Origin of the sequence: Streptomyces sp. NPDC085900, from assembly GCF_044540925.1 — a bacterium.
Taxonomy (GTDB): Bacteria; Actinomycetota; Actinomycetes; order Streptomycetales; family Streptomycetaceae; genus Streptomyces; species Streptomyces gilvifuscus.
In genome coordinates this window covers 326,416-349,525 of the sequence record NZ_JBITSP010000004.1, presented here as the reverse complement: position 1 = coordinate 349,525, position 23,110 = coordinate 326,416, and the positions used below count along the sequence as shown (strand labels likewise).

The window sequence follows — 23,110 nt, the reverse complement described above, 5'->3', positions numbered from 1 at the left end:
GCCATGGTCACCGGACGGCCGGCTGACGGGTGTTGACGGCCCTGAGCGCGATCCGGCGCAGTGCGGGACTCCCGGCCACCATCGCTCGCACCTTCTGCCCCGACGCCATCTGGGCACGCCGAAGCGCGGCCGGCAGGGTGCCCAGGGTCACCCACCCCTCGCCCAGAGGCAGGTCGCCGGTCTTCATCTCCTGTTTGTAGCGCTCGTCCCCCTTGCCCAGATCGAGGCGCTCGAGGCCCCGCGCCGCCGCGGCCTCGGCCATGCGCAGCAGGAGGAGGATGCCCGGCGAGAAGCGCGCCGCCTCGGGGTCGTAGGCGGGGAACCAGTACTGGAGCACGCGCCCGGAGCGCAGACCGAAGTGCATGGCGACGGGCCGGTCGCCCGCGTACAGCGTGGACAGCGTGCCGGTGCAGGTGGCCGACCTGGTGCTCATGAGCCCGCGCAGCAGGGCCACGACCGAGGGTTTCGCGAACAGGTCCACCTGCCCCTTCGCCCGGTACTGCGCCGACTTCCAGCGTATGAGCGTGTCGAGGCGTTCGAGCGCGGCCTCTTCGAACACCAGCGACGTCTCGCCCAGACTGCGCGTCAACCGGCGTTCCTTCGCCTCCAGTTGCCTCATCCGGGCCGGCGACCTGCCGCGCAGATCCCCGGCGTAGGCCTCGTAGCCGGACGCCAGGTCGATGACCGGTGACACGGACCTGCGCACCACGCCGCTGTCGAAGGGCCTCTGGCCGGTGGTGAGGTGGTCGTACCGCCACAGGCGCAGTCCGCAGGCCCGCAGCAGCGCCCGGACGTCCCAGTCCAGCCCCGGCGCGTGCACCAGTCCCTGCACGTCGCACAGGCCGCTGCCGATGGGCAGCCCGAGTCCCAGCCTGTGGTGCTCGTACGGGAAATAGCCCACCGGCACGGACCCCTCCGAGAGCACGGCGACGCGGGCTGTGGGCCGGTGCCGGCCGACGGCCAGGGTGAACTGCGGCGACAGGAAGGGGCTGGCGAGGGCCGGAGTGGCTTGCTGCAGAGCCTTCCACGCGGCGATGTCCGCGGCGCCGAGGCGGTCCGGGGTGAGCACGGTCACCGTCATGGTGCGGCTCCTTTCTGCAGCTTCGCGATCACCGAGGCGTAGTCCCCGAGTGAGGATCCGGGAGTGCCGTCGTACAGGTTGTGGTCGAAGGCCCACATCAGTCCGGTGAGCCCGCAGGACTTCAGCTGGCGTGCGGCATCGGTCATGACGCCCGGGTAGTAGGCGGCCACATGGGGTCCCGCGCTCTCCCCGCTGATGGGGAAGTCCTCGCGCGCGGCGATCCGGGAGATCCACCGCACCGACGACCACGCTCGCACCCGGGCCTCGGCGCCCGGGGCGACGGCGTCCGGGACGACGGTGCCGTCCGAGGGCCGGCAGGCGTTGTTCCGGGGCGTGCCCGAACCGTCAACCAGCGCGGTGGAGACCAGTTGCACGGTGCGCCGGTGCTGGATCAGCCCGACGGTGCGGAAGAAGCCGGCGCCTCGGCTGATGAGCCCCCCGGCGGCCGTCTCGCCGAGGTGGGCGCGGACGGCCGCGGACAGGTCGCTCGGATAGAACCCGCCGCCGGGGATCAGCACCAGCAGGAGTCCGTGGTAGCCCAGGGCCTCGTACTGCCCGGTCTGCCAGTTCACCGCGTCGGCGAGGGCGGAGAGATACCAGCCGTACCACCGGGACACCTGGCCCTGGGTGAAGGGCGCCCCGTGGTAGGTCGATTGCCCCGGACGCCAGCCCGGATAGGGGTTCGGCGGAACGGTCGCGGGCCGGCCGGGATCCGCCCCGCTCGCCTGCGCATGCCGGTCGAAGGCCCAGTACGACTTCGCGCCCCGGGTGCTCGGGGCCGGGGGCGGGTAGGTGAACTCCCCGGCGTTGTTCACGCCGATGCGTATCGCCCAGAAGTCGGCCAGACCGATCTCCTGGTCCAGCCGTCGCAGATAGCCCTCCACCTCGTTGCGGATCTCCTGGCTGAACACCAGGTTCGGACCGGAGGTGAAGCGCGCGCCGCCCTGGTCGGTGAAGGCGTCCTGCGGATACCTGCTGCTCAGCCAGGGCGGCGGGTTGTTGAGGCCCACGCCCGCCTCCACATGCAGGCCCGCGTCCCGGAACATCCGCAGCTTCCGCCTGAGCGCGGCGACGTAGTGCTGGTCCACCTGCCCGGGGACCGGTTCGAACCGGTCCCAGTACACCGTCATATGGGCCACTCGCATGCCACGTGCCTCGTCCGCCCGGGCGGTGCGCGGGCTCGTCTGCAGGGTGCCGAAGAAGTACCGCTCATGGGGATCACCGGGGTTGTCGAGACGGACGAAGGAGACCACCGCGGCGACGACTGCGGCCACCACCGCGTAGACGACCCACCGGCGCACGTGCGAACGCCTGACCACGTCGCCGGACGTGTGGTCCGTCATCGCAGCAACTCCTCGTACAGGCGCGAGTACTGAGCCGCGAACCGCGCCACGCCGAAACGCTCCTCGACCGTCACGCGGCCCCGCTGCGCCAGCTCCTGCCAGCACCGGGGCCGGTCCAGCAGCTGCCGCAGCAGACGGCCGGTCCGCTCGCAGTCGCCCGGGGCGGCCGGCAGCACGGTGCCGCGCAGGGACTCGAACTGCGGCAGCTCGCTCAGCACGACGGGGCGCCCCGTGGCGAGAGCCTGGAGCACGGTGAGCGGAACGTCCGCCTTGCCGCCGAGGGCCCGGGGCACGTAGAGGAGAACGTCCGAGGATGCCAGGAGGCCGTGCATGTCCGAGCCGTTTCCGAGCACTTCGGTCTCCGCAAGGCCCTGGCGGGCGGCCTGGGCGCGCAGTTCCTCCTCCAGCGCGCGGGTGTCCTGTCCCGGCCGGTCGCGCAGCGCGAGGACCAGCCGGAAGCGGGCTCCCGCACGAGCGGCGACCGCGGCCGAGGCGATCGCCTCCTCGGCGCCGCCCCCTCGGTCGTGATGACCGGTGACCAGCACGGTCGGCCGGTCCGAGACCGGCCGGGGCCGCAGGGGCCACTCGTCCAGCCGGACGACGGGCCGGACGACCCGGACCTCCCCGAAGCCCGCGGTGCGCAGCTGCGCCGCGGTGGTCTCCGACAGCGCCACAGTGCGCCCCAGCGGGCGTGACCGCGTCAGAAACGCGGGGTTCATCACGCCGGGAACGGTGTGCAGCACCGGTGTGTCGCCGACAAGCCTCGACCAGACGCGGGAGAAGGGGGGAAAGCTGCTGCCGATGGTCATGACGGCGTGCACGAGGTCGCACCGCCGGGTGAGTGCGCACCCGGCGACCGCCGCCTGGACCCGCACCGGCAGACGGGGGACACCATCGCGGGACAGGAGGGGGACGGGCCGCCCCGGCAGGTCCCGCACCGTCTCGTCCAGCCCGGGCCACCTGCGGAACCAGAGGTAGCGCACCTCCGCGATGCCCTGGGCGAGTGCCATCGCGAGATCGGTGTCGCCTCCCCGCCCCCCGTCGAGCGGGCCGCTGGTGAGGAGCAGAACACGAGGACGGCGGTCACGGACCATGGTCGGCCCCCGTTCGCAGGCCGTGGGCCTGTGCCCGGAACCGGAGGTACGCCTTGTCGGGCAGCGGCAGCTTGTACAGCGCGAGCGTGCCGTAGGAGCGCCCGTGGAAGGCGAAGACCAGATGGCCGTCGGCCGCGAGGCGCCGGGCCGTGCGGGCGTCCATCGTGCCGTACCCCTGATCGATCACCTTCCAGGGGACGACCAGATAGCGGGCGTACGCCCGGGTCCTGGCCGCGGGCGTGACCCAGTCGCCCATGACGTACTTGTCCCGCAGCGCCCACGAGGAGACGCCGCCACTGGCCCCGCCGTCGGCCGCGATGACCGCGCTGCCCACGGGAACGTGCTTGTCCATGTAGGCGCGCAAATGGGCGTACCCGTCGTCGCGTCCGGTGTGCACCTTGGCGTAGGAGATGCCCGAGAAGGTGACGGTCGCGGTGAGGAAACCGACGAGGGAGACGAGCAGCACGTTGCGCAGCACCCGGCGGCCGTCCAGGTGCCGGAAGCGCTCCATCTCCACGCCCAGTGCGGCGCCCAGCACCACCACGGTGGGCACGATGAGCAGGTAGAGCGCCTGCTCCTCCAGCGTGCCGTGGGCGAGCGCGAAGGCCAGGGTGAGTCCGGCGCACAGGTGGAACAGGGCCAGCATCCTGAGCACGGGGTCCTTGCGACGCAGCAGGATCACCAGAGCGACCGGGCCGAGGAGCAGGAGCGCGTAGGTCGAGGCGAACGTCGTCACCTGGTCGACGAGCCGGCTGGTCAGTGACGGAGTCCCGGCGGCGTGGAACCCGGACTCCTGGACGATCCCGATCAGGCGGGCGGCACCGTGGCTCTTGTCGTACCAGAACGGGGCCGCGTGACCGTAGAGGCAGACCAGGCCCACGTACACGCCGTACGGCACGACGGCGGCCCCGAGCGTGGTGAGCAGCAGCCGTCGGGGAGGTCCCCAGCCGAGGATCAGCGCGAGGATCAGCGGCAGCACGCTGATGAGCGCCGAGTGGTCCTTCGTCAGCAGCGCCAGCCCGAAGAGCAGCCCCGCCGCCGCGGCCCTGAGATGTCGCCTCCCGGGCAACGGCTCGCGGGCCGGCGTCAGCAGCACCAGGTATCCGGCCAGCACGAACAGCACGGTCTGGGTGTCCAGCATCACCCGGTCGTTCTGCCGGATGATGTACGGGTCCAGGGCGAACAGCAGGGCGGCCACGACACCGGCGGTGCGGGACCCGGCCCTGCTGACCAGCAGCAGCACCAGGACCGCCGTCACGGCTCCGAGGAAGACGTTCACCGAGCGGGCCTGGTACACGCCGGTGATCAGGTCGGGGCTGATGCCGATGAGCTTGCCCCAGCCCGCCTCCACGTAGAAGTAGCCGGGGGGATGCAGGAAGAAGAGGCCCTCGGAGGTGCGTGGGAAACCGCCCTGCGCGGCGCTGACGCCGAGCTGCCGGTAGATCAGTTCGTCGACGAAGACGTCCGCGGAACGGCCCACGTTCACCAGCCGCAGCGCCGCGGTCAGCAGGAAGACGCCGACTGCCAGGACGCTCGTCGGCACGCCCCGGCGAACCGGTCGCGGCGTGGTCTGCACACGGCGTGCCTCGAGGGTGGTCATGAGGGGATCTCGTTGAAGAGGTAGAGCTCGGGGGCGAGCGGGACGTGCCCGCCGGGGAACATGGCCCGGGACTGTGTGCGGTAGCCGAGGATCGGGGCGGACTTGGCGCCCAGTCCCGTGGTCCAGGTGACCTCTCCGTCCAGGCCGTTGCGGCGTACGAAGTCGGTGTCCACCGCCTCGTGCCGGATGTAGGGGAAGTCGCCGTAGTAGACGACGTGGCGTCGGCTCGTCTCGGCCGCCGTCCTGACCAGCAGATGATCGGCGTGCCCGCCGATGGCGAGCGGCGCCAGCAGCAGGGGCCCGGCCCCGCCCGACGGGTCCGGGGCGGCGAGCGACCTGACGGTGCGGGTGAGCGTGCGCAACAGGTCGCTGTCGTGGGGCGAGATGCGGCCGGCGGCGAGATGCCGGCGGTAGGCGGGATAGACGTGGTCGCGCTCGGGCAGCAGCCGGCTCGGACCGCGGGCGGCCCGGCTTCCGCGCAGGGTCTTGCGGCGGAAGAGCCCCTCCGTGAGGCCCACGTGCCGCCAGGTGATGCCCATCGCCGTGAGCACCTCCCGGTCCTCGGCGCGGCGAGCGGCGTACAGCTCCTCGGCGTCACGCATCCCGGACAGGTGCAGGAAACGGCGAGCGGACAGGGTGTACGGCGGCGGGGCACCCGTCGTGAACAGCGTGACGACGGTGACGGGCACATGCTGCCGGGCGTGCGCCATCAGTGCCCCGCACGACAGCACCGCGTCGTCGAGGTGGGGTGAGAGCACCACCAGGGGAACCCCCTTCACCACTGCGGTGGTGAGCAGATCAGCGGTCATGGACGATCACCTCCCGCGCTGAGAACTTCGGGCCGTGGCGGACGACGCGAGTACGTCGCGCACCGTGGTCAGGTACCGGTCGGCCATCGCCTCCCACGTGTAGTGCCGTGCCGCCGCGTACGCCTGACGGCCCAGCGCACGGCGGAGGTCCGCGTCCGCGGCGAGCCGGCCGATCTCCTCGGCCATCCGGTCGACGTCGAAGCAGGGAACGCCGATGGTCCCCTTGCCCTCCATCCAGTCCAGGGAGGGCAGGTCGAAGTGGAGCACCGGTTTGCCGTGGGCCATGCTCTCGAGCGCGACGAGCCCGAACGCCTCGCTGCGCGAGGGCATGACCATGAAGGCGCTCTCCCTGAGCAGTTGCTCCTTGCGTTCCGAGGCGACGAAGCCGAGTCGGCGGACGTTCCCGCCCGTTCGGGCGAGCAGTGACTCCACCCTGCGCTCCTCGGCCGCCGTGCCGTGTCCGACGATGCACAGCGGCAGGGGCGGGGCAGCCGCCGCGTACGCCGCCAGCAGCAGGTCGAGTCCCTTGAGCTTCACGTCGACCCGGCCCAGGAAGAGGATGCTTCCACCGCCGCCGAACTCGTCCTCCTCGACGTGCCGTTGGTCCACACCGTTCTCGATCAGGTGTACCGCCGCCTTCGGACTGTGCCGCCGGAGGTCGGCGGCATCCGCCTGGTTGAGGACGACCAGGTCCCGGTAGCGGCGCAGGGCACGGCGTTCGATGGGGAAGACGGGGATGTGGTACTTCCGCCAGGTGGCGTCGCTGCACCGGCACTGGTTGATCCCGATGACGGGCTTCCGGGCGAAGAGGGGCAGCAGACCCGTGGTGAACGGGGGAGTGAAGTTCTCCAGCCACACGTCGTGCGGGACCCTCCGGGCGACGAGGGGAAGCACCGCCTGGAACAGCAGCTGGGCGGCCCGCGGACCGGCCCGGCAGACGGGTACGAAGCGGTACCGCAGCCCGTCGCGCACCTGTGTTCCGCCGTGGCGGGCCGCGGTGACGACGGTGACGTCGTACTCCTGAGCCAGGCGTCGGGCCACATGGTCGATCACGACCGATCCGCCGCCGCGGTAGTCGGTGCTCTGGACGGTGTCGAAGGCGGAGAGGACCACCCGCCTTCGCGAGGGTGTTGCGGGCCCGTCGGGGGAGTCGGCGTGGGTCTGCCGCTCACGCAGCGCGTTCCCGCGCGCCGCCATGAGCCGGAAGGCGGCGTCCGCGGCAAGAGCGGGCGTGGTGGCGCGCGCGTCGAGGCCGACCACGTCGGCCGAGGAGCGCGCCCAGCGGCGATAGCGTTCCTGCCAGTGCCGTCCTGGTTCCCTCCCGTCCGCAGCGTCGCCCGCCGGCTCCTCGACGGCATGACTCTGGAGCAGCAGCGTCATGTCGTACGCGCCGGCCAGGCGGCGGAAGAGCGCGGCGGTCCGGGAGCCCGCCGGGGGATCGAACTTGGCCAGCGAGTCGAGCGGTCCCCGGTCGGTGAGGATCACGCTCGGACGGCGCAGTGCCAGGCGGCGCACGGTGGCCCGCATCCGGGCGCCGGCCAGCCGCAGGGCGGTCTCGGACGCGTCGACGCGGGCATGGACGGCGTCGAACCAGGTTCCCGGCTGCGACGACGGGCCCGTCGGGCGCCCGGATCGGGGTCGTCCCGGGAAGCGGCGGCACATCACGCAGCCGTAGCAGTAGGTCCTCGTGACCGTGCAGCCCCGCTGCCGCAGCGTCGCCACGACCTGGTCCACCAGCGTGGTCTTGCCGGAATCGTCGGGGCCGGACACCGCCACCAGCAGTCGGCCGGGGGTCGGGAGGCGAGGTGCGGAGTGCTGCGGGCCGGTCATGAGGCGCCCGCCTTTCGGCTCTTCGTCACGTACAGCGGGATCCTGAGCGCGGCCTCTCGGACGGCGCCTTCGATGCGGCCCTCGCGCAGCAGACGGGGGGTGTGCTCCACCGCCACGTGAAGCGAGACCCGGGTCGGCAGGGGAACGGGCAGGGAGACGAACTCACCCCGGTCGAGCCGTCGGACGGCCTCCATGGCGGTGGCCAGGGCTTGGCTGTGGGCGGTGCCCCAGCCTTCCCGGGCCGACTCCCACCAGGCCTCCGCCATCACGTCCGGCCGCAACAGCGGCCTGATGGCAAGGAGCTCCGACAGCTCGAAGGACAGGTTCTGGAAGAGCGCGTGGGCCAGCCAGATGCGCAGCCGGTCGGCGGGGCGGGGCTCCAGCCAGGGCCGGTCGTCCGCGGTCAGCGCGCGGGCGAACAGCCGGTCGTTGGCCATCACCGGAACGCCGAACCAGCACACGGAAGCGTGCAGGTGGGCGGCCGGTCCGCTCCGCGGCCACAGCAGCACCTTGGTCGAACGCTCCAGCCAGTACCGGTCGCGGCGCACGGACCAGCCGGATAGGGCGTCGGCCGCCGCTGCCCACCGGCCGTCGGGGACCACCAGATCGAAGTCGCCGCCCACGTGCTCGCCCGGCCCGTCCGCCTTGATCAGGACACTCGGGATTCCCACGGCCAGCAGCAGCTCGGTCGCCTCGCGCACACCGCTTCGGAAGGCCACGTCGCGCTGCTCCACCTCGGCCACGGTCTCGGCCAGTTGGCGCGGATAGCACCGGGCGAGGAGGGCTTCGGTGTTGCTGTCACGGGCGACCGCCAGCGCGCTCCGCAGTTCGTCCTCGCCCGCGGTCCTGACGTCATGGCGCCACACGGCGTCGAGGAGAAGCCGGGCGCAAGCGGTGTCCTCGCGGAGGCGTACGGCACCGGGGCGTGGGCCGTCCCCGCCGGGATCACGGTCGGCGCCCGCGCTGACACCGGCCGCTCCAGCGGCCTGTGCCGGAGTGCCCTGCCGGGGTCCCGAACCCTCCGACACCCCGGGCGCTGTGGCCGTCGCCCGGTGGCCGAGGAAGCGCACGGCCGCCAGGATTCCGGTGGCCGTCGCGGCGACCAGCCACGCCGCGGGAACCGGACGCAGTGCCACGAGCACGCAGGTGACGAGGAGCGGCTCGACCAGCGGCAGTTGCGCGAACACGCGGAATCCCTGCCTGCGCACCAGAAGACGCACCAGCAGCAGCAGCGCCGCCACAGCACCGCAGCAGCCGCCGATCGCCAGTCCGAGTACGCCTCCGGCCCGCCAGCCGATCACCAGGCCCGCGACGAACAGCAGCACTCCGACGGCCTGACGGGACTGGCAGGACTGGTCGTTGACGGCCTGGAAGAAAGTGGAGACGAGGTTGATGCCGCCGATGGCGAACCCCGACACCGCGGTGAACATGACGAGCCTGCTCAACATGCCGTAGTCCGCCGGGAAGATCACGTCGAGTACCGCCGGCGGGGTGGTGGCGTAGACGGCCGCGACCGGGAGGGCGACGATGAGATACATCCGCATGGCGTTCGCGGCCAGCGGTGTTCCCATACGGCGCCGGGACAGCGCGGGGAAGAAGGCCACGGAGACGGCGCTGGCCAGGAAGAGCGGCGCCCGGCCCATCATCACGCTCGCCTGATAGCTCGCGGTGGCGGCCGCGCCGGCCGGAAGCAGCGTGACCAGGACCAGGTCGATGGTGGCCATCAGGGCCACCAGGCTCTGCACGGTGCCCAGTTCGATCGCGCGGCGCCACAGGTCGCGGTTGCCCCGTGCCTGGGCCCACCGCCCGCCGCCGCGGGTCATCCGGTAGGGCCACCAGATCAGGAGGGGGAGCGCCGCGATCCCGAACGCTGCCAGGGCGCCGGTGGCACCGAGCCCCAGCACCGAGACGAGGAACAGGCCGACGCCGACCTTCAGGGCCGCCTCACCGGTGAGGACGCCTGCCAGGGTCCGCATCCGTTCGGTGCCCTGGAGCCAGCCACCGCTGACCCGCGTGACGTAGATCAGCAGAGTGACGACGCCGAGCGCGGCGACCGTGGCCGCGCCGGCGAACCGCGTGGCCACGAGGGCGACCACAGCGCCGGCCAGTACGCCGCCGGTCACCGCGATCACCACGGAGAACCTCACGGCATCGCCGCGTTCGGACTCCGAACGCGCGCGTGCCAGGGCCTGAGCCAGCACCCAGGGGATGGCGACGAGAGCGATGGTCGCCGCGCACAGCACCAGTCCCTGTCCCGCGGCGAAGGTCGCGAAGTCGTCCACGTCCAGCAACCGCGTCAGCAGCAGCGCGTAACCGTAGTTGAGGGCTCCGATGGTCAGCCACGCGGCGGTGACCCAGCGGGCTCCCTGCACGGCCGTGACATCGTCCGGCCGTGCGGCCGTTGGGGGAGCGGAGACGCGTGTGGAGGTCATGGCGTGGTGCGGTCGCTTTCGCTGGGGGTGCCGGCTGTGGGTTCGGCGGTTCCCACCAGGACGTCCCGGCGGCTGGCCAGGGTGAGTTCGCTGGGCTTCACGTCCAGGCGCCGAAAGGCCCGCGCGGCGCGAACCTCGTCGCAGCCGTGCAGCAGCACCCGGAAGGTGTCGCCGCACCGGTTCCAGGCGTCGGTCAGTCGCAGGGCGTGCCGCAGGACCTGCTCCATCGCGTTGCCGTCCGCCACCCGGAAGCTGCCGATGACGCAGAGATCGCTCGGTCGGCGGCGCGAGCGCCGATGGCGTCGGATCCGCGCCATCTCCTCCAGGACCACTGCGGCAAGTCGCTCCGCCGTGGCCTCCCAGGAGAAGGTCGCGGCCCACGACAGGCACCGCTGCGCCATCTGCTGCCGCACGTCCGCGTCGGTGAGCTCCGCCAGTGCGTCGGCGACCGCGCCGGCCAGGTCCGACTCGGGTGGCAGAAGCCATCCGGTGCGGCCGGGCCGGACCGCGTCGCGCAGACCCGGCACGTCGAAGGCGACGGCGGGAGTGCCGACCGCGTTGGCCTCGATGACGGTGAGACCCCAGCCTTCGGCGACGGACGGGACGACGGTGAGCCATGCCCGGGAGAGCAGCTCCCACTTGCGGTCGTCGCTCACCCGACCGTGGAACGCGACCGCGTCCGAGACACCGATCCGCTGCGCGAGCTTGCGCAGACGGGGTAGTTCGCCGCCGTCTCCGGCGATGTCGAGCCGTATCCCTGGCATCTTGTGCATCAGGGCGGGCATGGCCTGGACCAACAGGTCCAGTCGCTTCTGGGGTACGAGCCTGCTGACGACCGCGATGGCCGGCGTCCGGCTGCGCGCAACGCGGGGAGGCCCGTCCGATCCACGGAACGCACCGTCGAGCGAGCTGCCGTTGGGCACGATGTAGACCGGGTTGCGGAAGCCGAGTTCGCGCCGGATCCCCTCCAGGGTGGACGGAGAGACCACGACGACCGGCCGCCCGTGGTAGACGCGACGGCTGACCCGCTTCTCCAGGAACCTGCCGACGAGGTTCAGCGGCCGGGGCAGCAGCATGTCGAACTGGCTCTGGTGGACGTGGTGCACGACGCACAGGTCGGCGGTCCAGTGCGGCGTGAACAGCGGCGAGAAGAACGGGATGCCGTTCTGGCAGTCGATGACGGCGTCGTAGGCGTGCCGGTGGCGCAGCAGATGCCGGGCGGCCGCCGCATAGACGCCGTAGGTGCCGCCGCCGCGCAGAATCCGTATGCCGTCGGACACCGAGAGGGGTGCGGATCCGGGGTGGCGCGCGGTGAACACCGTGACGTGGGCACCGGCCTCGCTGAAACGGCGGGCGGTCTCCCAGCAGAACGCCTCGGCGCCGCCGGCCTGCGGGTGGGAGGGATCGCGCCAGTTGAGGAAGAGGATGTCGGCTCGGGCGAGCTCGGTCAGTGCAGTCATGGCGGTCACCGCGCTATCGAGATCCGGATCAGGTCGGCCATCGAGCGCAGCCCGTCGCGGCGGGCCGAGAACGTCGATCCCGGGACGTCGCACCAGGCGACCGGTACTTCTGTGACTCGGTGTCCGTGGCGCGCGAGGCGGGTGAGGATCTCCACGTCGAAGGCGAACCCGTCGACGTGGCAGCCACCGACGACCTCACGGATGAGGGGGCCGCTGAAGAACTTGAAGCCGCACTGCGTGTCGGCGATGTCGGGGAGGGACATGCGGGCCAGCCGTCGGAAGATCCAGCCGCCGCAGCGGCGCAGCGCGGACTGCTCGATCTCGTAGGTCGCGCCCGGAGCGCGGCGGGAGGCGATGACCGCCGCGTGACCTTCCGCGAGCAGCGCCATCACGGGGTCGAGCGTCTCGATGGGGGTGGCGCAGTCGGCGTCGGCGAACCCGACGTACCGGGCCGAGGAGGTGGAGATGCCCCGGCGGACGGCGGCTCCCTTGCCGTGGTCGCTGCAGCCGATGGCGTACACCGGGACGGGCGCGCGGGCGAAGCGCTCCACGATGTCATGCGTTCCGTCGGCGCTGTCGTTGTCCACGACCACGATCGCGGAGGCCCAGGACCGTTCGGAGAGGTGGTCGACCGTGGCCTCGATGGTGGACGGCAGACGGTGTTCCTCGTTGAATGCCGGGAAGATCAGCTCCAGGTCCACCGCGGGGCGGACGAGTGAGGAAGTCATCGGACAGTGCCGCCTTCCGGGGGGTGCCGCCGGGCTGCGCCGGCTGGATCCGGATCGCCGCCCGGGTGGGGGGTTCCCGAGTCGCGGGTGCGACGGCGGCCGGTTGATCGCGAGACGGATGCGTGGAGCCGGTGGTGGTACGGCGGACAGCAGCGCCCGGGTACGCCGCCGTGGCGGGTGATCGTCGACCCGATCCTGTCGGAGAGACGGCGGCCGCCGACGCCCCGGGGGGAGCGGTCGCACGCGGGGCGCGGCGACAGGCGTGCCGGCCAGTCTGTTGCGCGACGCAGGGGGTGGGGAGCGAGAGCGGTCGGGTTTCGACTTGATGGAACATACACGTCGAAATACGTCTCTATGCGAAGCTTACGGTGTATATATACACATTCGACTCGACTCGTCCCAAAGTCAAGGAGAGCTGCACCCGAGTTCGGTTGACGCGACGGATCAAGAGAGAGACTGTGTACATATATGCCGTAAATATACGTCTAAAGCCCTACTCCCACCGGTGGTGGTCGTGATGCGAAAGGGGACCTTTGTCCCGGGCCCGCGGCACCGCCAAGAACGCACTGACTGGGAGCGACTCCCGTCATGAATGCGCCCATCGAGGACTACGCCCTGCTCAGCGACCTGGAAACCGCCGCCATGGTCGGCAGGGACGGGTCGATCGACTGGCTGTGCCTGCCCCGGTTCGACTCGCCGGCGTGTTTCGCCGCGCTCGTGGGCACGCGGGACAACGGGTTCTGGCGGGTGGCTCCCGTCGCCGGACGCCGCTGCACCCGTCGGGCGTACCGGGGGGACACGCTGATCCTGGAATCGGAGTGGCACAGCGCGGCCGGCGCCGTGCGGGTCATCGACTTCATGCCGCCGCGTACGCAGTCACCGTGCGTGATCCGCGTCGTGGAGGGTCTGCGGGGTTCGGTCACCATGCGCAGCGACCTGCGCGTGCGGTTCCACCAGGGCCGTGTCCTGCCGTGGGTCCGGGCCGTCGAATCCGGCACCTTGGCGGTGGCCGGGCCGGACGCCGTCTGGCTGCACGCGGACGGGCCGGTGAACATGCCCGGCGACGAGCACGACACGGTGCGCGATTTCGTGGTCCCGGCAGGCCGGAGGCTGGCCCTGACCTTGGTCTGGTCGCCGTCGCACCTGACCGAGCCGCCGCCGCAGCTGTCCGTCCCGGCGGAGACCGCGCTGAAGGAGACCAGTGACTTCTGGCGGCGCTGGAGCGCCCAGTGCCGCTACGAGGGGCCGTGGCGGGACGCGGTGATGCGTTCCCTGATCACCCTCAAGGCGCTCACCTACGCGCCCACGGGCGGCATCATCGCCGCACCCACCACCTCGCTCCCCGGCCGCGTGGGCGGCGAGCGCAACTGGGACTACCGCTACTGCTGGCTGCGTGACTCCACCCTGACCCTGTCGTGCCTGCTGCGCAGCGGTTACCGGGAGGAGTCCACGGCCTGGCTGGACTGGCTGGTACGGGCGGTCGCGGGTGACCCCGACCATCTGCAGACGGTGTACGGCGTCGAGGGCCAACGGCTCCTGACGGAGACCGAGGCGCCGTGGCTGACCGGCTACGAGGATTCCCGGCCGGTCCGGTTCGGCAACTCGGCGACGAGCCACTTCCAGCTGGATGTGTACGGCGAGGTCATGGACACACTCTGGCTCTCGCTCCGGGCCGGAATCCTCATGCCCGCGCACTTGTGGGACCTGGTCGAGGTGCTCATGGGCCACCTCGAACGGCACTGGCGTCGGCCGGACCAGGGGCTGTGGCAGGTGCGGGGGCCGCAGAGGCAGTTCGTGCACTCCAAGGTCATGGTCTGGGTGGCCGCCGACCGTGCTCTGCGCATGGGGCTGCTGCTCGGCAGAAACGGATCCTCGGATGTGTGGCGGGCCATGCGCGACGAAGTTCACCGCGAAGTCTGCCGCAAGGGATGGGACGCGCGGCAGCGGTCCTTCGTGCAGTCCTACGGTTCGTCGGCCCTCGACGCCTCGGCACTGCTCATCCCCCGGCTCGGCTTCCTGCCCGCCACCGACGAGCGGGTGCGCGGCACCGTACGCGCCATGCGCCGGCTGACCCACGGGGGATTCGTGCGGCGGTACGACTCCGGCGGCGCCGTGCACGGGCCGGACGGTATCCGGGGCTCCGAGGGCGCCTTCGTGTCGTGTTCCCTGTGGTACGCCCAGTGCCTCGCCGCGACCGGGCATCCGCAGCAGGCCCGCGCCGCCTTCGAACGCCTCCTCGCCGTCCGCAACGACGTCGGTCTGCTCGCCGAGCAGTGGGACCCCGACGAGGGACGCCAACTGGGCAACGCGCCGACGGCGTTCAGCCACGCCGCTGTCGTGGAGACGGCGTTCGCCCTGTCGCCGACGCCCTCCGCCACGAGGCCCCACGGCCCGGCGACGCCGGTCCGGCGCAGGTGAGGTCGCGTGCGGGCGAGGTGGACGATCCCCTCGACGCGTTCGACCCCCGTGTGCCCGCCGGTGGAACGCGCACGCCGGTCAGGAGGCTCAGCTCTTCGTCTCGGGGCGCCGCGGGGAACTCTCGTAGCCGCGGGGATTGAGCTGCTGGAACCGCCAGGCGTCCCGGCAGATGTCGTCGAGGTTCCGTGTGGCACGCCAGCCCCAGGCGCGCGCCGCGAGGGTCGCGTCGGCGACGCGTTCGGCCACGTCACCCGGGCGTCGTGGTGCGGCCTCGAATGGAATGGGGTAGCCGCACACCCCGGAGAAAGCGGCGACGACCTCGAGGACCGTGCTGCCCTTGCCCGTGCCCAGGTTGTACACGTGCATGCCGGGCGCGTCCGCGAGGTGGTCGAGTGCGACGCGATGTGCCTCGATGGTGTCCATGACATGGGTGTAGTCGCGCACCGTGGTCCCGTCGCGTGTGGGGTAGTCGGTGCCGAAGACGCGAAGCCGTTCCCGGCGGCCGATCGCCACCTGGGCCAGCGACGGGATCAGGTTCTCGGGCGCCGCGCGCGGATCCTCGCCGAGCAGGCCACTGGGATGGGCGCCTGCCGGGTTGCAGTAGCGCAGGCACAGCACCGTGTACTCGGGGCGGCGGCGGCAGACGTCGGCGAGGATCTGCTCGCAGGCCCACTTGGACGCCGCGTACGGGCTGGTGGGCCGGGCGGGAGTGGCCTCGTCGAGTGGACCGGTGCCGGCGTCGCCGTAGATCGCGGAGGCGGAGGAGAAGATCAGGCGGTGCACTCCATGCTCGTGCATCGTGTGCAGCAGCGCGGTCGTGCCGCCGACGTTGGTGTCGTAGTACTCGACGGGCGTCATCAGCGACCGACTCGCGGACTTGGCGGCGGCCAGGTGTACCACCGCGTCCACGGAGTGCCGGGCGAAGACCGCCGACAGGGCGTGGCGGTCCCGGATGTCCAGTTCGTAGACGGCGCCGGCGAAGCGGCCGGCGATCCGCTCCACCCGCGAGAAGACCTGCGGCGAGCTGTTCGAGTAGTCGTCGACGACGATCAACTCGTAACCGTGATCCAGCAGGTTGACGCACGTGTGACTGCCGATGAAGCCCGCCCCACCCGTGACCAGGACTGTTGACGGTGCACTCATGGGCGCTCGACCCTTCATCGTGCTGCGTACATTTACGGCGTATGCGTACGATATTTCTCCTGCTGACGCCTCACGTCAAGCACGATGGGCCAGGCGCCCCGGTGCCGGAGGCCCTCGTCAGGGCCTGACCAGCAACTGGAAGTCGAAGGCGTAGCGCGACGCCCGGTAGATGTGCGTCCCGTACTCCACCGGACGCCCCGTGTCGTCGTACGCCGTGCGCTGCATGGTCAGTACGGCGGCCCCCTCCCGTTCGTCGAGGCGGGAGGCCTCGTCGGCCGTGGCGGAACGGGCGCCGATGGTCTGGCGGGCGCTGTGCAGGGTGATGCCGGCGGTGCGCATCACGCGGTACAGGCCCGTCGCCTCCAGGCGTTCGGAGTCGAGGTCGAGCAGCGTCGCCGGCAGGTAGTTGCACAGCAGCGCCACCGGCTGGCCGTGGGTGAGCCGCAGCCGCTCCAGGACGATCACCTCGCTGCCCTCGGCGATGCCGAGCGCGGCCGCCACCTCCGGTGCGGCGGGCCGGCGCTCGTTGCGCACCACCTGGGTGGTGGGGCCCTGGCCGGCCGCCTCCAGGTCGTCGTAGAGGCTGGAGAGCTCCAGCGGACGCTTGACCTGGCTGTGCACGACCTGGGTGCCCACGCCCCGGCGGCGCACCAGCAGGCCCTTGTCGACCAGGGACTGGATGGCCTGGCGGACCGTGGGTCTGGACAGGCCCAGACGGGTCGAGAGGTCGATCTCGTTGCCCAGGAGGTTCCCCGGGGCGAGGGCCCCGTGCTCGATGGCCGCCTCCAGCTGCTGGGCGAGCTGGTAGTACAGCGGCACCGGACTGCCCCGGTCCAGGGCGAAGTCCAGGGAGTCGAGCGCGGGGGCGTTCGCGGCACGGGTCGCGCCACGGGTCTTCGCCATGGACGTACCTCCCTCCGATGGAAGTTGACGGGCTGTCAGGAGTGGCTGGGGAAACCGAGGTTGATGCCCGCGTCGGCCGGGTCGGGCCAGCGCGTGGTGATCACCTTGCCCTGGGTGTAGAAGGCGATGCCGTCGTTTCCGTAGACGTGCAGGTCGCCGAAGAGGGAGTCCTTCCAGCCGCCGAAGGAGTGGTAGCCGACGGGCACGGGGATCGGCACGTTCACGCCGACCATGCCCGCCTTGACCTCCAGCTGGAAGCGGCGGGCGGCGCCGCCGTCCCGGGTGAAGATCGCGGTGCCGTTGCCCCAGCGGGAGTCGTTGATCAGCTTGATCGCCTCGTCGTACGACTCCGCGCGGACCACCACCAGGACGGGGCCGAAGATCTCGTCCCGGTAGGCGTCCGCCGTCAGCGGCACCCTGTCGAGGAGGGAGACGCCGAGGAAGAAGCCGTCCTCGTGGCCCTCGACCGTGTACCCGGTGCCGTCCACCACGACCTCGGCGCCCTGCTCGGCGGCCGAGGACACGTACGAGGCCACCTTGTCGCGGTGCTCGCGGGTGATCAGCGGGCCCATCTCGGAGCCCGGGTCGTTCCCGGGGCCGATCCTCAGGTTCTTCGCCCGCTCGGCGATCTTGCCGACCAGTTCGTCGCCCGTGTCGCCGACGGCGACCACGACCGACACCGCCATGCACCGCTCGCCCGCGGAGCCGTAGGCCGCGTTGATCGCCTGGTCGGCCGCGAAGTCCAGGTCGGCGTCGGGCAGGACCAGCATGTGGTTCTTGGCACCGCCCAGCGCCTGCACGCGCTTGCCGTGCTCGACCGCCTTCAGCTGGATGTACTTCGCGATCGGCGTCGAGCCGACGAAGGACACGGCCTCGACGTCCGGGTGCTCCAACAGGCGGTCCACGGCCACCTTGTCGCCCTGCACGACGTTCAGCACACCGTCCGGCAGGCCCGCCTCGGCGGCCAGCTCGGCCAGCCGGAAGGAGGCCGACGGGTCCTTCTCGCTGGGCTTGAGCACGAAGGTGTTCCCGCACGCGATGGCGAGGGGGAACATCCACATCGGCACCATGGCCGGGAAGTTGAACGGCGTGATGCCCGCGACCACGCCGAGCGGCTGCCGGATGGAGGCGACGTCCACGCGGGTGGAGACCTGCGTCGACAGCTCGCCCTTCAGCTGCACGCTGATCCCGCAGGCCAGCTCGACGATCTCCATGCCGCGCGCGACCTCGCCGAGCGCGTCGGAGTGCACCTTGCCGTGCTCCGCGGTGATCAGCGCGGCGATCTCGTCGCGGTGGGCGTCCAGCAGCTCGCGGTACTTGAACAGGACCGCCGTGCGCTTGGCCAGGGACGAGGTGCCCCAGGTCTCGAAGGCGGCCTTCGCGGAGGCCACGGCGGCGTCCACCTCGTCGAGGGTGGCGAACCCGACCTGCTTCTCCTGCGCGCCGGTCGCCGGGTTGTAGACGGCGCCGAAGCGGCCGGAGGCGGACTCGACGGGCTTGCCGCCGATCCAGTGGGTGATGGTCTTCATGGTGCGGGGGCCTTTCAGCGACGGGGGTTCAGAGGTGGTGGCGGCGGTCGGCGACCTGGCGGTCGTACTCCGCGCGGGCCCGTACGGCGGCCTCGCGGGTGGCCGTCTCGGCGACCGGGACGTCCCACCAGGCCTCGGCCGGGGGAGCGGCCGGGCCGGCGGTGTCGGTCTCGACGTAGACGCAGGTCGGGCGGTCGGAGGCGCGGGCCGCGGCGAGCGCCTCGCGCAGTTCACGGACCGTCTTGGCGCGCAGGACGTCCATGCCGAGGCTGCCCGCGTTGGCGGCCAGGTCGACGGGGAGCGGGGCGCCTGAGAAGGTGCCGTCGGCGGCACGGTAGCGGTACGCCGTGCCGAAGCGCTCACCGCCGACCGTCTCGGACAGGCCGCCGATGGAGGCGTAGCCGTGGTTCTGGATGAGGACGAGGTTGACCGGCAGGCCCTCCTGGACGGCGGTGACGATCTCGGTCGGCATCATCAGATAGGTGCCGTCGCCGACCAGGGACCAGACCGGGGTGCCGGGCGCGGCCTGCTGGACGCCGATGCCGGCCGGGATCTCGTAGCCCATGCAGGAGTAGCCGTACTCCAGGTGGTACTGGCGGGGGCTGCGGGCCCGCCAGAGCTTGTGCAGGTCGCCGGGGAGCGAGCCGGCCGCGTTGATCACCACGTCCTCGTCGCCGACGACCGCGTCCAAGGCGCCGAGGACCTGGGTCTGAGTGGGGACGGCGTTCTCGTCGGCGGCCGTGTAGGCGGCGTCGACGACCTGCTCCCAGCGTTCCTTGCCTTCGCGGTACGCCGCCTCGTGAACCGAGCTCACACGGTGATCCGCCAACGCCTCGGTCAACGCCGTGAGCCCGGCGCGCGCGTCGCACACCAGCGTCCGGGCCGACAGCTTGTGAGCGTCGAACGCCGTGATGTTGAGGTTGACGAACCGCACGGCCGGGTTCTGGAAGAGCGTGCCGGAAGCGGTCGTGAAGTCCGTGTAGCGGGTGCCGACGCCGATCACCAGGTCGGCCGTGCGCGCGACGTCGTCGCTGACCGCCGTGCCGGTGTGTCCGATGCCCCCGAGGTCGGCCGGGTGGTCGTAGCGCAGCGAGCCCTTGCCCGCCTGGGTCGAGGCGACCGGGATGCCTGTGGCCTCCACCAGCGCCTTCAGCGCGTCCTCGGCCTCGCTGTGGTGGACGCCGCCGCCCGCGACGATCAGCGGGCGCTCGGCGGCCCGGATCGCCGCCACCGCCTCCGCCAGCTCGTAGGGGTCGGGCGCGGGACGCCGTACGTGCCACACGCGCTCGGCGAAGAACTCCTCCGGCCAGTCGTGGGCCTCGGCCTGGACGTCCTGCGGGAGGGCGAGGGTGACCGCGCCGGTCTCCGCCGGGTCCGCGAGCACCCGCATGGCGTTCAGCGCCGACGGGATCAGGGCCTCGGGACGCGTGACCCGGTCGAAGTACCGCGACACCGGACGCAGGGTGTCGTTGACGGACACGTCCGCCTCGGTGGGGTGCTCCAGCTGCTGCAGCAGCGGGTCCGGGGCGTGCGAGGCGAAGTAGTCGCCGGGCAGCAGCAGGACCGGCAGCCGGTTGATGGTGGCCAGGGCGGCGCCGGTGACCAGGTTGGTGGCGCCGGGTCCGATGGACGTCGTCACCGCCTGCGCGGAGAGACGGTTGAGCTGGCGCGCGTGTCCGACGGCCGCGTGCACCATGGACTGCTCGTTGCGGCCCTGGTGGTACGGCATGACGTCGTCGCCCGCCTCCAGCAGGGCCTGGCCGATCCCGGCGACGTTGCCGTGGCCGAAGATGCCCCAGGTGCCCGCGATCAGCCGGTGGCGCACGCCGTCGCGCTCGGTGTACTGCGCGGACAGGAAGCGCACCAGGGCCTGGGCGACGGTCAGGCGGCGGGTGGGGGTGCTCATCAGGACTTCTCCGGGGCCGTGTAGAGGGGGAGGCGTGCGTCGACCGGTTGGTCGGGCCAACTGTCGCGGACCCAGGCGTGATCGGGGTGGTCGCAGATCAGCCAGGCGCGCTCGGGCTCGGGGCCCGCCATGACGTTGAGGTAGTACATGTGGTGGCCGGGCACGGCCATGGAGGGCCCGTGCCAGCCGTCGGGGATCAACACGACGTCTCCGTCCCGTACTTCGGCCAGGACGTCGGTGTTGCGGCCGTGGCCCGAGGGGGACACCCGCTGGTAGCCGAGTCCCGGGATTCCGTCGTGGGAGGCGAACTCGAAGTAGTAGATCTCCTCCAGGACGGACTCCTCGCCCGGGCGGTGCTCGTCGTGCTTGTGCGGTGGGAAGGACGACCAGTTGCCGCCCGGTGTGATCACCTCGACGGCGATGAGCTTGTCGCACTCGAACACCCCGGCCGCGCCGAAGTTGTTGACCTGGCGCGAAGAGCTGCCGGTGCCGCGCAGCTCCACGGGGACGGCGGAGGCCGGTCCGTAACGGGCGGGCAGCCGCCGGGTGCAGCGCGCCCCGGTGAGCGCGAACCGCCCGCCGCCGGCCGACGACACCGTCGTACGGGCGTCGCGCGGCGCGTAGGCGAAGTCGCTGACCGCGTCGAACACGCTCGCGCGGCCGGTGAGTTCGAAGGTGTCGTGGCCGAAGTCGTCGACGACGGCGACCGTGCAGGCGCCGCTGAGCGACAGCACGATCCACTCGCTCTCACCGGTGTCGAAGGTATGCGTGCCGCCCGGCGGCAGCTCCAGCACACGCAGGCCCGAGTGGCCCCAGCCGGCCTTCTCGGGCGTCACGTCGACGACGTAGGGGCCGCCGAGGGCCTTGCCCGCGGGCAGGTGGTACGTCATCGGCCACTCCTCCCTGTCACAGCACTCCTCCGCGACACCGCGGAACTTCCTGTCACGGCAGCACTCCTCCGTCTCACAGCAGACCCACGGCCGTGTCCACCGCCGTCTCCACACTGCCCTCGGCCGGATAGAGCAGCGAGCGGCCCACGACCATGCCGGTCACGGTGGGCAGCCGCAGGGCCTTGCGCCAGCGCTCGTAGGCGCCTTCCTGGTCGTCTCCGACCTCGCCGCCCAGCAGGACGGCCGGCAGCGTGGAGGTCTCCAGGACCTCGCCCATGTCGTCGGGGTCGTCGGTGACCGGCAGCTTCAGCCAGGTGTAGGCGGAGGTGCCGCCCAGGCCCGCGGCGATCGCGATCGACCTGGTGACCGCCTCGGCGGACAGGTCGTTGCGGACCCGGCCGTCGATCCGGCCGGACATGAACGGCTCGACGAAGACGGGCAGCCGGTGCTCGGCGCACTCGTCGATCGCGCGGGCCGTGGCCTGAAGCGTGTTGAGCGAGCCCGGGTCGTCGTAGGCGATACGGGTGAGCGTCTTGCCCGCGTCGAAGCGGAAGCGGGCGATGTCGCGGGCGCGGTAGCCGGTGAAGCGGTCGTCCAGCTCGAAGGAGGCGCCCGCCAGGCCGCCGCGGTTCATCGAGCACATGACGACCTTGTTCTCCAGCGCCCCGAGCAGCAGCAGGTCCTCCAGGACGTCCGCGGTGCCGAGCACCCCGTCCACGCCCGGCCGGGACAGCGCGACGCACAGGCGTTCCAGCAGGTCGGCGCGGTTGGCCATGGCGAGCCCGCGGCCGCCGACGCCGAGCGCGCCGCGCGCCGGGTGGTCGGCGGCCACGATCATCAGACGGCCGCTGTCGCCGAGGAGCGGGCGGCGCGTACGCCGGGCCGCGGCTTCGGCGACGGCCTCGGGCCGCTGGGCGCGGACCGAGACGAGGTCGGAGATGCTGAGGGGCGACAAAGGGGCTCCGTTCAGGAAGTGGCGCGGGTCAGGAGGTCTTCGACCTCGGCCTCGGTGGGCATCGCGGAGGAACAGGCGAGACGCGAGGCGACGAGGGCCCCGGCCGCGTTGGCGTACCGCATGATTTCGGCCAATTCCCAGCCGGACAGCAGACCGTGCACCAGCGCGCCGCCGAAGGCGTCGCCCGCGCCGAGGCCGTTGGCCACCTCGACCGGCACGGGCGGGACCTCCGCGGTGGTGCCGTCGCGGTGCACGGCGAGTACGCCCTTGGGGCCCTGCTTGACGACCGCGAGCTCGACGCCCGCCGCGAGCAGCGCCTCGGCGCAGGCCCGGGGCTCGCGGACGCCGGTGGCGATCTCGCACTCGTCGAGGTTGCCGACCGCGACCGTCGCGTGCCGCAGGGCCTCCGTGTAGTACGGGCGGGCCTCCTCCGGGTCCCGCCAGAACATGGGGCGCCAGTCGAGGTCGAAGACCGTGGTGCCGGCCCGGTCGCGGGCCTTGAGGGCGGCCAGCGTCGCCGAGCGGCTGGGCTCCTGGCTCAGGCCGGTGCCGGTGATCCAGAAGACCCGGGCGGCCCGGATGGCGAAGTAGTCCAGCCCCTCGGAGTGTATCTCCAGGTCAGGGGCCTTAGGCTGCCGGTAGAAGTACAGAGGGAAGTCGTCCGGAGGGAAGATCTCGCAGAACGTCACCGGTGTCGGGTATGCGGCGACGGGCGTGACCCAGCGGTCGTCGACGCCGAACTCCTTGAGCGCCTGGTGCAGGTAGGTGCCGAAGGGGTCGTCCCCGGTGCGGGTGATCACCGCGGTGTTCCGGCCGAGCCGGGCCGCCGCCACGGCCACGTTCGCGGCGGAGCCGCCCAGGAACTTGCCGAAGGTCTCCACCTGGGCCAGGGAGACGCCGGACTGGAGAGGGTAGAGGTCGACGCCGATGCGGCCCATGGTGATCAAGTCGAAGGGCGGGGCTGACTCGGCCATGAGTGATGCTCCTCG

Annotated in this window: 17 protein-coding genes; 1 reads left to right on the top strand and 16 read right to left on the bottom strand. The window is 71.8% G+C overall.

Annotated features, from left to right (window positions below):
* Positions 1–7: 7 nt before the first annotated feature.
* From ACIGDI_RS15640 to ACIGDI_RS15600, 9 genes are read right to left on the bottom strand one after another with little or no spacing between them, the layout of a single operon-like run.
* A complete protein-coding gene (locus ACIGDI_RS15640; RefSeq protein ID WP_399896097.1) occupies positions 8–1,081 on the bottom strand; it encodes a GNAT family N-acetyltransferase in 1,074 nt (357 codons plus the stop codon).
* Entirely contained in the window at positions 1,078–2,424 is a 1,347-nt protein-coding gene (locus tag ACIGDI_RS15635; protein WP_399896094.1) for a hypothetical protein, read from the bottom strand. Before ACIGDI_RS15635 ends, ACIGDI_RS15640 begins: the two co-directional genes overlap by 4 nt.
* Complete coding sequence (locus ACIGDI_RS15630; RefSeq protein WP_399896091.1) at positions 2,421–3,518, bottom strand: glycosyltransferase; 1,098 nt, start codon at positions 3,516–3,518, stop codon at positions 2,421–2,423. The genes ACIGDI_RS15635 and ACIGDI_RS15630 overlap by 4 nt, the downstream gene beginning before the upstream one ends.
* Entirely contained in the window at positions 3,508–5,118 is a 1,611-nt protein-coding gene (locus ACIGDI_RS15625; RefSeq protein ID WP_399896088.1) for an ArnT family glycosyltransferase, read from the bottom strand. Before ACIGDI_RS15625 ends, ACIGDI_RS15630 begins: the two co-directional genes overlap by 11 nt.
* On the bottom strand, positions 5,115–5,927 hold the full coding sequence (locus tag ACIGDI_RS15620; RefSeq protein WP_399896085.1) for a PIG-L deacetylase family protein: 813 nt from the start codon (positions 5,925–5,927) through the stop codon (positions 5,115–5,117). Before ACIGDI_RS15620 ends, ACIGDI_RS15625 begins: the two co-directional genes overlap by 4 nt.
* A gap of 6 nt (positions 5,928–5,933) precedes the next feature.
* A complete protein-coding gene (locus ACIGDI_RS15615) occupies positions 5,934–7,757 on the bottom strand; it encodes a glycosyltransferase (protein WP_399896082.1) in 1,824 nt (607 codons plus the stop codon).
* Positions 7,754–10,189, bottom strand: a complete 2,436-nt coding sequence (locus ACIGDI_RS15610) for a lipopolysaccharide biosynthesis protein (protein WP_399896079.1) — start codon at positions 10,187–10,189, stop codon at positions 7,754–7,756. Before ACIGDI_RS15610 ends, ACIGDI_RS15615 begins: the two co-directional genes overlap by 4 nt.
* Complete coding sequence (locus ACIGDI_RS15605) at positions 10,186–11,649, bottom strand: glycosyltransferase family 4 protein (protein WP_399896077.1); 1,464 nt, start codon at positions 11,647–11,649, stop codon at positions 10,186–10,188. The genes ACIGDI_RS15610 and ACIGDI_RS15605 overlap by 4 nt, the downstream gene beginning before the upstream one ends.
* Positions 11,650–11,654: 5 nt before the next feature.
* Positions 11,655–12,377, bottom strand: coding sequence for a glycosyltransferase (locus ACIGDI_RS15600; protein ID WP_399896074.1), 723 nt, complete (start codon positions 12,375–12,377; stop codon positions 11,655–11,657).
* Positions 12,378–12,965: 588 nt separating this feature from the next.
* On the opposite strand from ACIGDI_RS15600, the gene ACIGDI_RS15595 reads away from it, so the two are divergent.
* Positions 12,966–14,795: a glycoside hydrolase family 15 protein gene (locus tag ACIGDI_RS15595; protein WP_399896071.1), complete on the top strand. Its 1,830-nt coding sequence runs from the start codon at positions 12,966–12,968 to the stop codon at positions 14,793–14,795.
* 87 nt (positions 14,796–14,882) lie between these two features.
* Here ACIGDI_RS15595 and galE read toward each other — a convergent pair whose 3' ends face one another.
* The 7 genes from galE to iolC all read right to left on the bottom strand — a co-directional run bounded on the left by galE (position 14,883) and on the right by iolC (position 23,095).
* Positions 14,883–15,938, bottom strand: a complete 1,056-nt coding sequence (gene galE / locus ACIGDI_RS15590) for a UDP-glucose 4-epimerase GalE (protein WP_399896068.1) — start codon at positions 15,936–15,938, stop codon at positions 14,883–14,885.
* A gap of 117 nt (positions 15,939–16,055) precedes the next feature.
* Positions 16,056–16,841: a GntR family transcriptional regulator gene (locus tag ACIGDI_RS15585; RefSeq protein WP_399896066.1), complete on the bottom strand. Its 786-nt coding sequence runs from the start codon at positions 16,839–16,841 to the stop codon at positions 16,056–16,058.
* Between the two features lie 35 nt (positions 16,842–16,876).
* On the bottom strand, positions 16,877–18,370 hold the full coding sequence (locus ACIGDI_RS15580) for a CoA-acylating methylmalonate-semialdehyde dehydrogenase (protein ID WP_399896063.1): 1,494 nt from the start codon (positions 18,368–18,370) through the stop codon (positions 16,877–16,879).
* Positions 18,371–18,398: 28 nt separating this feature from the next.
* Positions 18,399–20,276: a 3D-(3,5/4)-trihydroxycyclohexane-1,2-dione acylhydrolase (decyclizing) gene (gene iolD / locus ACIGDI_RS15575; protein WP_399896060.1), complete on the bottom strand. Its 1,878-nt coding sequence runs from the start codon at positions 20,274–20,276 to the stop codon at positions 18,399–18,401.
* Entirely contained in the window at positions 20,276–21,166 is an 891-nt protein-coding gene (iolB, locus tag ACIGDI_RS15570; protein WP_399896057.1) for a 5-deoxy-glucuronate isomerase, read from the bottom strand. Before iolB ends, iolD begins: the two co-directional genes overlap by 1 nt.
* A gap of 73 nt (positions 21,167–21,239) precedes the next feature.
* Positions 21,240–22,121: a deoxyribose-phosphate aldolase gene (locus ACIGDI_RS15565; protein ID WP_399896054.1), complete on the bottom strand. Its 882-nt coding sequence runs from the start codon at positions 22,119–22,121 to the stop codon at positions 21,240–21,242.
* An 11-nt stretch (positions 22,122–22,132) separates the two neighbouring features.
* A complete protein-coding gene (iolC, locus tag ACIGDI_RS15560) occupies positions 22,133–23,095 on the bottom strand; it encodes a 5-dehydro-2-deoxygluconokinase (protein ID WP_200701925.1) in 963 nt (320 codons plus the stop codon).
* Between the last annotated feature and the right edge of the window lie 15 nt (positions 23,096–23,110).

Bases quoted from the DNA above. Each gene is read 5' to 3' on its own strand.
- ACIGDI_RS15600 (WP_399896074.1), bottom strand. From the start codon at position 12,377: ATGACTTCCTCACTCGTCCGCCCCGCGGTGGACCTGGAGCTGATCTTC.
- ACIGDI_RS15625 (WP_399896088.1), bottom strand. From the start codon at position 5,118: ATGACCACCCTCGAGGCACGCCGTGTGCAGACCACGCCGCGACCGGTT.
- ACIGDI_RS15605 (WP_399896077.1), bottom strand. From the start codon at position 11,649: ATGACTGCACTGACCGAGCTCGCCCGAGCCGACATCCTCTTCCTCAAC.
- ACIGDI_RS15610 (WP_399896079.1), bottom strand. From the start codon at position 10,189: ATGACCTCCACACGCGTCTCCGCTCCCCCAACGGCCGCACGGCCGGAC.
- ACIGDI_RS15585 (WP_399896066.1), bottom strand. From the start codon at position 16,841: ATGGCGAAGACCCGTGGCGCGACCCGTGCCGCGAACGCCCCCGCGCTC.
- ACIGDI_RS15635 (WP_399896094.1), bottom strand. From the start codon at position 2,424: ATGACGGACCACACGTCCGGCGACGTGGTCAGGCGTTCGCACGTGCGC.
- ACIGDI_RS15640 (WP_399896097.1), bottom strand. From the start codon at position 1,081: ATGACGGTGACCGTGCTCACCCCGGACCGCCTCGGCGCCGCGGACATC.
- ACIGDI_RS15580 (WP_399896063.1), bottom strand. From the start codon at position 18,370: ATGAAGACCATCACCCACTGGATCGGCGGCAAGCCCGTCGAGTCCGCC.
- ACIGDI_RS15620 (WP_399896085.1), bottom strand. From the start codon at position 5,927: ATGACCGCTGATCTGCTCACCACCGCAGTGGTGAAGGGGGTTCCCCTG.
- galE (WP_399896068.1), bottom strand. From the start codon at position 15,938: ATGAGTGCACCGTCAACAGTCCTGGTCACGGGTGGGGCGGGCTTCATC.
- iolD (WP_399896060.1), bottom strand. From the start codon at position 20,276: ATGAGCACCCCCACCCGCCGCCTGACCGTCGCCCAGGCCCTGGTGCGC.
- iolB (WP_399896057.1), bottom strand. From the start codon at position 21,166: ATGACGTACCACCTGCCCGCGGGCAAGGCCCTCGGCGGCCCCTACGTC.
- ACIGDI_RS15630 (WP_399896091.1), bottom strand. From the start codon at position 3,518: ATGGTCCGTGACCGCCGTCCTCGTGTTCTGCTCCTCACCAGCGGCCCG.
- ACIGDI_RS15615 (WP_399896082.1), bottom strand. From the start codon at position 7,757: ATGACCGGCCCGCAGCACTCCGCACCTCGCCTCCCGACCCCCGGCCGA.
- ACIGDI_RS15595 (WP_399896071.1), top strand. From the start codon at position 12,966: ATGAATGCGCCCATCGAGGACTACGCCCTGCTCAGCGACCTGGAAACC.
- iolC (WP_200701925.1), bottom strand. From the start codon at position 23,095: ATGGCCGAGTCAGCCCCGCCCTTCGACTTGATCACCATGGGCCGCATC.